This is a genomic window from Arthrobacter sp. 754 (genome assembly GCF_040548695.1).
In the GTDB taxonomy this organism is placed as follows: Bacteria; Actinomycetota; Actinomycetes; order Actinomycetales; family Micrococcaceae; genus Arthrobacter.
Window position 1 is genome coordinate 328,204 of the sequence record NZ_JBEPSC010000003.1, and the last position, 12,471, is coordinate 340,674.

Genomic DNA, 12,471 nt, shown 5'->3' on the forward strand with positions numbered 1-12,471 from the left:
TCTGCTGTAGTGTTCACCACCCGGGACCTGCGGCAGCTGGAACAGAGGACGGCCACCGCGAGAGTGCCTGCCTTCCGTCCAGGCACGGACGGCGAATCAAGCTCGAGGTGCAGGTCGGTGTCACACGTTGGGCACCAGGGGCGTTCCCCCCGTGGCTCATGCATGCCCCGGGGAACGTAGCTGCTTGACGTTGTGGTCATCGTGGGCCTCACACCAAGGCCGGGTAGCTGGTCAGGATGTAGTCCGCGGCCGCAGGGCCCTTCATGCGCAGGGCCTGTCCTGAACCGGCGCGATCACGCATCGCAGCCCAGAAGGCGCGCTCAGCGCGCGGGGTGTTGCCGGACACACTGCACCAGCTGGTGTAGAGGCCATACAAGGAGTCCGGGTCAAGAGTCGAATCTGACCCCTGTTCACGATAGGTGGCTTCCTGGAGGAACTGGTCGAACTGCGAATACGCCATGATGGCTCCTTCAACAAGGTGCGGGGGTCCGTCTTTGGGCACAGCTGCCTCAACTTCCCGGCGCCGGGGGCCGGAAAGCCCCTGTCAGGAGCCGGTTCTCGTGTTTTCGGGCATCGCCAGACCGCTGCCGGTCAGGGCTAGGATGCCCCCGTGGGCGGAGATGAGTGAAACGGCCATACGTTTGGCCAGGACGGCCGCCTCTCTGTCCCCTTCGACCGCCGAGATAATGGACCCTTTCGTCAGAATGTGGCAGGACCTGGCGAAAGCCTCTGGCTGGTCCAGACCCGCTTCCTCAGCGAGTGTTCGCATGAAGGCCCTTACCTGGGCCAGATAGCCGATGGATGCCTCTCCCAAGGAATGGGTAGGGCCCATTTCCAGCATGGTGCTCACGAACGCACAGGCCTGGAAGTCATCCCGCCGGAACCACCCGTCCAGAACATCGAAAATCGTCAGTAACTGGGCTGCCGGGTCCTCGGAGCTCGTTCTGCATTCGGCAATGATCTGCTCGACCGTGAGGTTCTGGTGGCAGCGTTCCAGGAAAGCGAGTACCAACTCATCCTTGGAGGTGAAGTGTTGATAAAACGTGGCCCTGGCAACCCCTGCACGCAGAATTAGCTCGTTGATGCCGACATCGCGGATGCCCCGCTGCGCGAATAGTTCGTAGGCGGCCGCCATGATACGCTCCCGCGCGCCAACAGGAGAGGGCTGTGAAAGGGCAGGAGTGCCAACCGGGTCGGCTAAAGAGCTCTGTGAGTGTTCCATCACAGCAGACACTACACCCTAACCAGACAGACAGGTCAGTACACTTGTCAGGTAGTAGCTCAACAACGCCGTATCAGGACCGCCCCGTGACCGGCTCCACAGCCTGTTGATTTGATCGTTCTTGGCGGCATTCTGGATCCCCGCTGTCGCCCTCAGGACAAATCGTCGGGGCGCAGCACCGCATCTTCATCATCCTCGACGATCTCGTCCAGATCCATTGTTTGATGTAGCCGATGGCTGTGAGGACCGGCGCTGCGTGTTCCGGGCTGGTGCGGGTGTAGGCGTGCAGGAGCAGTTGTTGTGCCCATTCGATGCGTGACCACATTGGGGCGGTTGCAGTCTGGGCGAACAGGATGTGCTGCATAGGTTCATCGACGCCGGCGATGTCGGCGATAAGCCGGTCGCGGATTGCGGGGAACTGCAGATTGGCGACGAGCGCGTGGCAGTCGTCATCGCTGGGGAAATCCTTGGAGGCGAGCATGTCGGCCCAGAGTTTCCGGCCCTGCTGGAGAGCGGTGTCTGTTGGTTCGGTCCTGATGGTCTCGATGTGGTGTTCGACGGCGGCCGCTTTAGCCTCTGCCTGACTGCTGCTCGGAAGGGTGATCCGGTCGGTGGGTTCGACGAAGCTGCCGCGGTAGATGAATTCGGCGTTAATGGCGCTGGCTTGTGTGGAGCTGACGGGCAGGGCGATGCTGGTGCCGGGTTCGCCGTCGTAGGGGGAAAAGGTGTCCTTGCCGGCGAAGAGCCCGTCCCGGATGGTGATCCCTTGTTCGGCGAGGACGCCGGTGAGCGCGGCGATGGTGCTGGCCTGCGGCCTGGTTGAGCCGGTTTGGGTGGTTTCGTTGGTGTAGACGGCGAAGAGGACGGCCGTGGCGGTGGTGTCGCTGGCCAGGTAGTGGGCGACGGTCCGTGCGTAGGGGAGTTCCTGCCCTGGTTGGCGGGGGAGATCGATTCGGAGGGTCGCGCCGATGCTGTTCTCGTGCATCGTGATACAGACCAGGCTTTCCTGAGGCCAGAAGCCCAGGGTGTGCCCGATGAAGCTGAGAACATCTGATGGTGTTTTGATCGTGAGCTTTTCCATGATCCCGTTTCCTTCACCCTTGCGATTGCTGTTTCTTCTGCGGTTGTTGGTTATGGGCGTCGTTCTGGTAGGGGACCATCCGGTGGGCTGAGGGGCCGGAGTGCAACTTGGGGGACCGGCGCCGGGGGCGAAAACTTCGTCGCGGAGGGTGTGTTCGTTCTTCTGGAAAGTTTTCGGTTCCGGCGTCGGCGCGGTAGCGCCCTGGTTGCGCGGAGGACCCTCCCAGCGATCATGGGGACTTATCAGAATGACAAGCAGTTCGTGTTTGTACTTGTCTATCGGCGCGAAAGTATCGAGCGGCATGACTTCGACCGATTTAGCGGCTTTCACCCTCTCTTTAGCGGATTGTTCACGAATAGGTGGAGTTGGCTGGAACTGTCCTATTCCCGAAGTGCGACGCATAGAATCTCTGGTACGAGGAGAACTGGCTTTTCGTGTGCCTAATGGGGGTGCGGGTTGGGTTTTCGTTACCGCAAGTCAAAGCGTTTTGGACCTGTGCGCATCACGGCTTCGAAGCGTGGCGTGAGCGCTAGTGTTGGGGCTGGCCCGTTTCGGGTGACGAAGTCGGCGACAGGCCGTACAACGAGTACCGTGAGAATCCCCAAAACTGGGATCTCCTATGTGACCAGCAGCTCGAACCGCCGCCCTGTAGTGAAGCCCGGTGCACGGGGATCCAGTCCCGCTGGCGGCTCGGCCGGTCGCGTGCTGATTGATGACGAAACCTGGCGGCAGCTCCTGGCCCCCGATAGTACGGCTGCGGCATCGAAGTTCCAGCGAAACTTCGTGCGCGCAGCTGTCGCCCGCGTAACGGGCACGCGTCCCAGTCTCATGCACCTGACCCTTGGACAGGCAGCGAATGTCCTTAACTACATCGGTGAGAGCCCTGCAAAATTGAACGCCGGCGGCCGGGGCGTAGCTGGGATCGAGAAGGCTGGTGTAATTGCCCAGTGGACCTTGCTTGGGTTGCTGCTGTTGGTCGTGACGCTTTCTTCCCCTGCGGGGATACTGCTGGCTGCGGGAATTGTCGGGCTATTGTTCCTGATCCGGAAGCGGCGCAGGCGCCGACAGGCGTGGGAGGACGAGACGTGGTCTGGCAACTCTGATGTGTCTGCCCCGACCCCGGCCGTCAGCGCCGGAGTTGAAGCTTCAGGTAATGCCACTCCGCCTCATCCGGTTTCCTTTGAAGCGGCCACGCCGGCCTCAGGGCGGAATCACGCTACGACCCCTAAGGGAGAGCCTTATCATATGTCGCTTGGTCGCTCGGAGTGGCCGAATGTCGAAGTTGTGGGCGAGCATGCATACGGCGAAGGCATAAGGGCTGCCTTGCGTGCCAGTGGTGCCCTGACCGCTCAAAGGAGCGAGGGTGAAGTTGAAAGTCTTCAGGTAGAACTGGTGGCGGAGCCGGACAACCCCTATGACTCGAACGCGATCAGTGTGCGTTGGAATGGGCGAGTGCTCGGCTACCTGAGCCGTGAAGACGCGGTCCGTTACGCGCAACCAGTAAGGAGAATTATTGCCAGCGGTCTTGTCGCCGCTAGCGCTGCTCGGGTCTGGGCCTACGACGAGGGGGATCAACTTCGCGCCCGTGTCACTGTTGCACTGCCGGAACCGGCAATGATCGCTCCGCTCAACGAGGCCCCGACGGGCGTGAACACACTACTGCCGTGGGGGTCTGGAATTCAGATCCTGAAGGAGGAAAACCATTTCGACGTTCTGTCCCGCTACGTCCCATCCGAAGGTGTCGGACTCTTGTTCGTGACTCTCCACAAAGAGATCTACACGTTGAAAAACGGGACTCAGCGGCCCTTTGTCGAAGTCCGTCTCAACGGAGAACGGGTCGGGGAACTAAGCAATGTCACTTCGGCGCACCTGCTTCCGCTTCTCGAGCATACGGAGGCTGTCGGCGAAACGGCCCTGGCCTACGCGAAAATCACCGGTTCGGCCCTCGCCGCGCAACTCGTTCTTCAGGCCGCCAAAGCAACCGAGATCAGCAATGACTGGCTCGCCACAGGGCCTCACACGGCCCCGAAGCTTCTCCCTCAGGCTGCGGACTATGTCCTCCCACCTGCCTACGTCGGGTAAGAGACGCTGCTCTCTGGCTGTTCTTAATCGCTAAGACTTGCATCGCGGGCCAAGGCTAGATCCTGATGCCGGAAGCGGTCCTCGAGTGCGTCAATTCTTTCAGGGCAAAGAAGAACGGAGTTCCTTCGCTGTAGGGTGCGGTCGAGGGTTTGATAGTTCTGAAGGGCCGAAATTGGGGTGTGGACATTGTCCACACTTTAGGGCTCGGATCGGCTGGAACTGGGCCGGATTGCTCCGGAGTCCGCATGTTTTCGCGGCTTCCCGGTGTTTGCAAGGGCTGGAATGTAGTTCGAGTCCCACCTCGGGCACGCATTTCCCCTCGTCAGAGGGGTTTTTGCTTTTAATGTGTTGACATTAACCCTCCGCGGGTCCCTCTGACACCGGCCGCGGTCTGTGCCTGGCGCCGCGGTGGCCTGTGCAGTTGTGTGGGTGGCGGGGTCAGGGTCCTGGCTGGTGGGCCCTCCGCCTGCTGGCTTGTGGGGGGATAGGTCCTCGCTTCTCGGTTGTTCATGCGGCCCTTGTTGGCCATCACTCATCCATTGCTCCGAGTTGTTCTGACGACGTGACCTGGCCGGGATATTCTTTCCGCTTTTCCATCCGTCAGGTGCTCCCCGCGCTTGGCAGGCTGGCCGGCGGCGTGTTTGTCGGGCTAAACACGTGTTGACAGTGTCAACACTGTTTCAACGGGCCGCCGGTAGGCCCTGAGCGCCGGTGAATCGAAGTTCGTCTGTGCCGTGCTCCCTTCGGCTGTGCAGCAAGCTACTTCGGGCGGTCCCCATATAGATGAAATCGGCGCTGGTTCCGACGTGACCGCTTGCCGGGATTTCCGCGAAACTCATCGCTGAGCGTAGAAAAGATGGGGCTGGGGCGGATCACCGTATCTGTGCCGGGGGCATTTGGCCGCGGGAGTCTGTGAAGCCCATGGCTCAGCGGTCACCGGACCCAGAACCGGTGAGGAGTGACGGTGTGTGGGACCGTAGACCACCTACCGACCCGATGTTTTCCCAGGCCAGAGGCTTTTTAGGCTAAGCGTGTGGACAAACTTCCGGTGAAGTGTGGACACGCGTACGACATTCCCAGCCCGGTGGAGCGTCCAATTAGCCGGACCGGGGAAGTTCCATCATAAAGACCAGCCGGGCAGCTGGCCGGACTGGACGTAACCATTTTGGAACGCCGAGCACTTGATGAGGGCGACCAACTGTCAGCCGGAATCTAAGACTCTTGGCCAAAGGGGGTGTAGAAACGCCTTCTGGATCCCTATGCTGACGGTACTTGAGTGACAGCCTGACGTCATGTTGACGTGCGCCGCACGCTGACGGAGCCTTGGCCCACTGTGGCTTCCCGGTCAGCCCCCAGGGACATCAAGGCAAAGTCTTTAGGCCTAAACAGCCTTGGCAGCGCGCCCGCGTGTTGTGGTGGGCTCAACAGTCAGCTAACGTATTCGGAGGAACCATCCCAGTGGGTACACATGCGTCCCGGTGATCGGGATGATACTTGCTCATCCTATATTTCGGTCGGCGCTCGGCCCCGGAAGGTCTTCAATTGTCGTCTACTACCAAGGGGTCCTCCATTGCGGGACGGACCAGTCCGGTGCCAAGGCCTGTCCTGATTTACTTCTTCGGGGCCTTGGGCGGCATTCTCTTTGGGTACGAAACGGGGATCATTGCGGGAGCCTTGTCCTACATCTATAAGACTCCGGGTTTTCCCCAGAACGCGCTCACCACTGGCTTGATCGTCGGCGGAATTTCCATCGGCGCCATCATTGGAGCGGTTACCGCAGGGCGGCTGTCCGACCGCATCGGCCGTCGCCGCGTCATCCTGGTTCTGGGGGTTGTCTTCATTGTGGGTTCATTGGCCTGCGCCGTCGTACCGAACAACGCTGCGCTGATTACCGGTCGAATCTTCCTCGGACTCGGGGTGGGTGGATGCTCAGCGCTGGTGCCGGTCTATCTGTCCGAAATGGCACCCGCGAAAGCGCGCGGCCGCTTGGCGGGCCTGAACCAACTGATGATCGTAACCGGCCTTCTACTTGGCTACTGCGTCAATTTTCTCCTCGCCCAAACGGAAAACTGGCGGATCATGCTGGCCAGCGGCGCTCTGCCCGCACTGCTGCTCGTCGCCGGCCTTCCCTTCCTGCCCGAAAGCCCCCGTTGGCTGATGACCAAAGGACGTACAGAGGAGGCAGCGCGCCTGTTCCATGCCACACGGTCCGCAGAGGAAGCGGCATCGGACATCGAAGCGATTACCCGCGTGGAAGCCAGAAGCTCGCACAGAGAACTCCTGGCCAAATGGGTACGTCCGTCCATCATCGTCGGTGTTGGTATTCCCATTCTTTGCCAAGCTACCGGACTGAATATGGTGACTTACTACGCCCCCACAATTTTCGAAGGCCTGAACCTGCCGCACGAAAACGCGCTGATGTTCACGATCATTCTGGGAACGATCAAGGTAGTCTCCGTGGCGATTGGACTGCAGTTCATCGACCGAGTCGGCCGCAGGACCCTATTGGTCACTGGAAGCGCATGCATGGCAGTCTCCATGTCAGCAATGGCTTTCGAAGCGAGTAAGGGTGATCAAATTAACCCGATGTCAATGCTGATCGCCATGGCCGTCATGTTTGTCAGCTACTCCTTGACCTGGGGCCCAGGTAACTGGGTCGTACTGGGCGAAATCTTCCCCCTCCGCGTCCGGGGGGCGGCCATGGGCATGGCCAGCATGGTCACATGGTTCGCGACTCTCGCGATCACCTTCGGCTTCCCCCTGCTGCGCGAGTCGATGGGCTTAGCCGGGACGATGGTCCTGTTCGTCGCATGCAACATCGTCGGATTCTTGTTCTGCCTGAAATTCGTCCCTGAAACAAAGGGACGCAGTCTGGAGCAGATCGAACAGGACCTCCACGACCGCCATGATGCCAAAGCCGCCGCGACTGCACACTGAGCTCGCCCCGCCCCAGCCCACGGCAAAGCGCGTACGGAAGGGAATCGCCCGGTCCGCTGCAGCCTCCTCCCCGCGCCCACTAAAGCCGATTCGGGGAGCTCAAGGGGCAGGATTGTAGATATCTCGATATGTACTGAAACCATCGACCACAACGTCCCACTAAACGGGACTAAGATGTTCCAAGGGCTACAGGGATAAGTCGGACAGGCGCACAGGTTCCCGAACCTATCGACCACTTTCGAGATCACTGCGGAACGCAGGTCTTCCTGCACTTGAACTAACGGAGAGGCAACGATATGGCGTCCACCACGACCATGGGGAAGGGGTCCCTCGACCGCGGGTTGGAACTGTTCAACTACCTTGCCCGAAACAAGGAAGCTTCCACGGCCGACTTGGTCAAAGCCCTGGGCATGAGTCGCAGTGCAACATATCGGCTGGTGGAGCGGTTGCATGAAGATCAGTACATCATCCAAACCCCAACCGGCCAGTGGAGACTCGGGCCTTCAATCGCCCGGCTCGCAATGGCTGCGGTGCAATCCGTCGAAATGATGGACGTTGCTCCTGACTTACTCCGGGCGTTGGCTCAGCAAACGCGCGAGAGTGTAAGCCTTGGGGTCCTCAATGGTCATGAGATTGTCTTCGTCTATCGCGAGCTTGGACCCCAATCAGTTCGGGTAAGTGCCGAACTGGGAGCCCGCCGTCCGCTGCACGCAACTTCTATTGGTAAGGCCTACCTGTCAGGCATGGGAGAGCATGAGCGGTCAAAACTCATGCGCGAGCTTGAGCTCACCGGCCATACTCCCCATACCATCACCTCAAGGGCGAGGCTGGAGGACGACATACAGCTCTCGCTAAAGCGAGGCTGGACAGAGGAACACCAGGAGTTCGATCTATCCAGTACCTGTTGCGGCGCCCCGGTTTTCGACCACGCAGGGCACGTCGTGGCAGCGATCAGTGTGGCGGGACCTGCCAATCGAATGCAGGAGCAGACTGGTACTTTTGGTCCCTTGGTAGCGGCAACCGCGGCCGCGATTTCCCGCCGACTGGGATATGAACCTCGAAAGTCAGGCGCGGAGGAACGCGCTGTCTAAACCTCTTCATGTGGCGTCGTTCGTCCAACGAAAGAGGGGCCACTTTAGGGATGGCCAGCAAGAACTCCTCCCCGTATGGCTTCACACCTGCCCCTATGGATTTCGAGCCGACAGCTTGGTCAAAAGTCCCTGGAATTGAGCGATTGGGGTCCTTTTTAGGGTCCTCGTCTGGTCCCCTTGAAGGATCCGGTAGGGGCGATGACGCTCGTAGGGTGACCGGCCCGGTCTGTGAGCCGTCGCTTTCCCGACCCGGCGTAATGCCCTGCAAGGTGATTCAGCCAGCGCTAGGCGCCAGTCGGAAATCTTATCGCACCCTGACGTGCGCCTTTTTGAGGAGGCTTTATGGGACGCTATTGACCTCGGGAGGCTGCACGGACGTTTCAGCCGTCTTCATGGTGGAACATCCGTCTGCCGCCTCCGTAGGTCAGGCGAAGCCAGAGTACGCGTCGATCGTGCGTGTAATCGACGACGACGACGCCGCATGCGATGACGAGGTCGTTGTCGAGGACTTCAATTTCCTCGCCGCGGCTGAGGCTTCTCCAATGGGACATATCGAGAGTCATTGTTGTGGCAGGCTTTCCATGGTTTCTTCTCTGTTGCTGCATCCGTGGTGGGCGTTTCTTCCAGGGCGATCTTAGGGATGGGTGGTAATCCGGCAGCTGAAATTTCGTTCTTCACCCGGTTGGACAAGCATTTGTCCGGGGCTTGTGAGTACTTCCCCGCGATGTGCCGCGGGAACGGGCAGGCCTGCCCACGGCTCAAGGCACACGAAGTCCGCACCCGCCTGCTTCCACACTGTGAACTGCGTAAAGTCGCCGAAGGCCAGGTCCAGTAGCGGCCCGTCCGGCGAGACGTACCGGACGATACGGCTCTTAACTGACTCAAAAATGATCGCTCCGTCAGCGAAAAGATCTTCAGTCACTGTAAGGACCTTTTCATGCACAGGTGTCGGATGCCGGGCAGCGGTGAGCTGCACCTGGGCGTCGACCCGCCGGATCGCGTCGGTTTCCTCCTCATGGAATAGAAGCTGCCATCCCGGGGACGGGTCCCACCGGAAGGCCGGGTGCCATCCGAGGGATGCAGGCATGGGCGCACGGCCCGTATTGGTGAGTGTAAAGGTGAGGTCGAGTGATGACCCGTTGACTGACCAGCTGGTTTCCAACGAAAAGGGAAACGGGAACATTGCTTCTGTTGCCGGACTGTTGCGGAGCAGGAAGCGTGCCGTGTGGGTGGTGGTTTCCAAGACAGTGAATGGGTTGTCTCGTGCGAATCCGTGCTGCGTCATCGGGTAGCCTCGGCCATCGTGGTGCAGGACGTCATTGGCGAGCCGTCCGATGATCGGGAACAGTACGGGGGCGTGTCGCGGCCATTGCGTTCCTGCTGTCCAGAGAAGTTCCTTGCCGGTGCTGTTCTGGAGGGAGACCAGCTCCGCGCCGTGGGAGTCCAGTCCGGCGCGGAGCTGGTCGGTCTGGAGGTGGACTTTCATCAGTCCGTTTCCGGGCTGGTGCAGAAGTCGCAGTTGTCCGGGCATTGCAATGGCGGTATTTGGTCGGCGCTGTCTTCTTGCCGGGTGAGCAGGAGTTCTGCTGTCATGGTCATGCCGAGGGTTGTGGAAGGTGCAGCTGCCCGTTGACCCGGGTGGGGACAGTGAGGTTGCCGTTCCTGAGTTCGTCCGGGAGGACGATGGCGGGGGCGTCCTGGTAGGTGACTGGGCGCAGGAACCGGCGGACGGCGGTTGCTCCGACGGAGGTGTGCAGAGAGTTGGTCGATGGCCAGGGCCCGCCGTGGGTCTGGGCCCAAGACACGCTGACGCCGGTGGGGTAGCCGTTGTAGATGATCCGGCCAGCTCGTGACCGGCCGATTTCTGTGAGCCGGCGCGCCAGGTCGTCATCGCCTTCGCCTTCGCCCAGGTGGATGGTCAGGGTCAGGGATTCCTCGATCATCGACAGTGCCTGTTCGAGTTCGGGCAGCGTCCCGTAGCGGACGATGATGGCAGAGGGTCCGAAGCATTCCTCAACAGTCTCCCGGCTCAGCCGGGAAGCGTCGATGCTGTAGACGACCGGGGTGACACGGAATCCGCCCCCGGCCGGGACCTTCCCGGTGGCGACCCGCTCCACGTCCTCCTGATCGTTCAGAGCACCGGTGATGGCGGCATAGCTCTCGAAAATCCTGCGGTTCAGCAGAGGTGACACCGTGCTGACTGAGAGGTCGTCCACAAGCCTGGCAACCAGAATGTCTCCATCCTCACCGTGTGGGACGAAGACGACGCCCGGCTTGGTGCACAGCTGCCCGGCCGAGGTCGTGATGGAGGTTGCAAGGCCGGCCCCGATGTCGGTGCCGCGCTCGGTTGCGGCGTTGGGGGTGACGATCAGGGGGTTGATGCTGCTGAGCTCGCCGTAGAAGGGGATTGGCTGTGCCCGGCGGCTGATGGCGTCCATTAGCGCGGCGCCGCCGCCGAGCGAGCCGGTGAACCCGACTGCTTGGATGAGGGGGTGGCTGACCAGGGCGGTTCCCGCTTTTTGACCGAATACTATTCCCAGGGTTCCTTCGGGCGCCCCGTAGTTGGTGGCCGCGGCGGCCATGATGTCGTACGAGATTTTGGATGTGCGGGGGTGTGAGCTGTGCGCTTTGAGGACGACAGGGCAGCCTGTGGCAAGCGCCGAGGCGGTGTCGCCGCCGATGACGGAGAACGCGAAGGGAAAGTTGCTGGATCCGAAGACGGCCACGGGGCCGAGGGGCTGGAGCATGCGGCGCAGGTCCGGGCGCGGTCCCATCGGGGTGTCACCTGCCGTGTCGATGGTCGCCTCCAGATAGCTGCCTTCGACCAGGACCTCGGCGAAGAACCGCATTTGGTAGCTGGCCCTTTTGAGTTCCCCGCTGAGCCGGGCCGGGCCTATTCCGGTCTCTTCATCAGCGGCCTTGATCAGTTCTTCGGCGTTCAGGTCCAGGCTGTCCCCGAGGACGTGAAGCAGCCCGGCCCGTCCGGTTCTGCCGATGCTCTCCAGGTAGGCGAAGGCCTTGCCCGCGCTCTCGACGATGCGGTCAACGTCAGCCGGGGAGGTTTCTTTAGCTACCGGGTCCAGTTGTGTGCCCGTGTAGGGGTTGGTGCCTGCAATGGTGGTCATGTGCTGGAATCCTTGACTCTAAGGGGAGGGATCAGTGGAGGAGGGTGGCGGGAACCGTTGCGGCGTTTCCCGGGTGCATGACGGGCACGCCTTCGACCTGGGGTGCGCGCCCTTGGGCCAGCATGCCGCCGTCGATATTGAAGGTCTGTCCGGTGACGAATGCTGATTCTGCGGAGGCCAGGAAGATGACACCGGCGGCGATGTCTTCGGGTGTTCCTGCCCGGCCCAGCGGGATCTGGGCCGCGCGCAGGTCTTTCCTGCCGTCCCACATGGGAGGTTCTCCCTCGACGGCGATTGCGCCGGGGCGCAGGGCGTTGACGCGGATTCCCCATGGGGCGAGGTCGACGGCGACGGCGCGGGTGAAGGACTCCATGGCGCCTTTGACGGAGTCGTAGGGGATGTGATTGCGGTGTGCCCGTTCCGCTCCGTGGGAGCTGATGTTGATGATGGATCCCTTTATTTCCTTGGCGGCAAGGGCGCGTGCTGTGCGCTGTGTGCAGCCGTAAAGCATGTTCATGTTTTTGCTGACGAACAGTTCCCAGTCGGCTGGCTCCACTGACAGGAAGTTGCCCCATGCGGTGTCGCCGCAACGGACGTAGGCGTTGTTGACCAGGATGTCGACCGTGCCGAGGGCTTCCTCGGTCTCCGCGAACACCCGGTCGACCTGGGTGAAGTCGGACATGTCGCCGATGGCGGCGAATGCTTCCACGCCGGCGTTCCGCAGCTCCTGCACGACGGCCTGGGCCGCGGCCGCGTCAACATCGTTGACGGCTACGCGGGCGCCTTCGGCTCCGCAGCGGATGGCTATGGCACGGCCAATGTTCCGCCCGGCTCCGGTGACGAACGCGGTGCGGCCGGTGAGGGACCCGTGCCCGGTGGTGATCTCGGGGGAGGCCCAGGTGGTGTTGGGGGGCTGGTGATTCATGACTTCTC

General features: G+C 61.2%; 10 protein-coding genes and 1 pseudogene. 4 read left to right on the forward strand and 7 right to left on the reverse strand.

Annotated features, from left to right (window positions below; genetic code table 11):
* Nucleotides 1-208: 208 nt before the first annotated feature.
* The 3 genes from ABIA70_RS10980 to ABIA70_RS10990 all read right to left on the reverse strand — a co-directional run bounded on the left by ABIA70_RS10980 (nt 209) and on the right by ABIA70_RS10990 (nt 2,303).
* Complete coding sequence (locus tag ABIA70_RS10980) at nt 209-460, reverse strand: hypothetical protein (protein WP_354147593.1); 252 nt, start codon at nt 458-460, stop codon at nt 209-211.
* 84 nt (nt 461-544) lie between these two features.
* The gene (locus ABIA70_RS10985) at nt 545-1,135 is read right to left on the reverse strand and encodes a TetR/AcrR family transcriptional regulator (RefSeq protein ID WP_354147594.1); all 591 of its coding nucleotides are present in this window, start codon (nt 1,133-1,135) and stop codon (nt 545-547) included.
* 160 nt (nt 1,136-1,295) lie between these two features.
* Nucleotides 1,296-2,303 (reverse strand): DUF4192 family protein, encoded by a 1,008-nt coding sequence (locus ABIA70_RS10990; RefSeq protein WP_354147595.1) that lies wholly within the window; start codon nt 2,301-2,303, stop codon nt 1,296-1,298.
* A 456-nt stretch (nt 2,304-2,759) separates the two neighbouring features.
* Between ABIA70_RS10990 and ABIA70_RS10995 the strand changes: the two are divergent.
* From ABIA70_RS10995 to ABIA70_RS11010, 4 genes and pseudogenes are all read left to right on the forward strand, one after another.
* Nucleotides 2,760-2,912, forward strand: a pseudogene (locus tag ABIA70_RS10995) (DUF4236 domain-containing protein); the annotation flags it as partial.
* A gap of 12 nt (nt 2,913-2,924) precedes the next feature.
* Nucleotides 2,925-4,385 (forward strand): HIRAN domain-containing protein, encoded by a 1,461-nt coding sequence (locus ABIA70_RS11000; protein WP_354147813.1) that lies wholly within the window; start codon nt 2,925-2,927, stop codon nt 4,383-4,385.
* 1,590 nt (nt 4,386-5,975) lie between these two features.
* Nucleotides 5,976-7,322: a sugar porter family MFS transporter gene (locus ABIA70_RS11005; RefSeq protein ID WP_354147596.1), complete on the forward strand. Its 1,347-nt coding sequence runs from the start codon at nt 5,976-5,978 to the stop codon at nt 7,320-7,322.
* Between the two features lie 296 nt (nt 7,323-7,618).
* The gene (locus tag ABIA70_RS11010; RefSeq protein ID WP_354147597.1) at nt 7,619-8,413 is read left to right on the forward strand and encodes an IclR family transcriptional regulator; all 795 of its coding nucleotides are present in this window, start codon (nt 7,619-7,621) and stop codon (nt 8,411-8,413) included.
* Nucleotides 8,414-8,793: 380 nt separating this feature from the next.
* Here ABIA70_RS11010 and ABIA70_RS11015 read toward each other — a convergent pair whose 3' ends face one another.
* From ABIA70_RS11015 to ABIA70_RS11030, 4 genes are all read right to left on the reverse strand, one after another.
* Nucleotides 8,794-8,976, reverse strand: coding sequence for a hypothetical protein (locus ABIA70_RS11015; RefSeq protein ID WP_354147598.1), 183 nt, complete (start codon nt 8,974-8,976; stop codon nt 8,794-8,796).
* Nucleotides 8,977-9,047: 71 nt separating this feature from the next.
* Nucleotides 9,048-9,899, reverse strand: a complete 852-nt coding sequence (locus ABIA70_RS11020) for an aldose 1-epimerase family protein (protein WP_354147599.1) — start codon at nt 9,897-9,899, stop codon at nt 9,048-9,050.
* 109 nt (nt 9,900-10,008) lie between these two features.
* Nucleotides 10,009-11,538 carry an aldehyde dehydrogenase (NADP(+)) gene (locus ABIA70_RS11025; RefSeq protein ID WP_354147600.1) on the reverse strand — a complete coding sequence of 510 codons (1,530 nt, stop codon included), beginning with the start codon at nt 11,536-11,538 and terminating at the stop codon, nt 10,009-10,011.
* Between the two features lie 31 nt (nt 11,539-11,569).
* A complete protein-coding gene (locus ABIA70_RS11030; RefSeq protein ID WP_354147601.1) occupies nt 11,570-12,463 on the reverse strand; it encodes an SDR family NAD(P)-dependent oxidoreductase in 894 nt (297 codons plus the stop codon).
* Between the last annotated feature and the right edge of the window lie 8 nt (nt 12,464-12,471).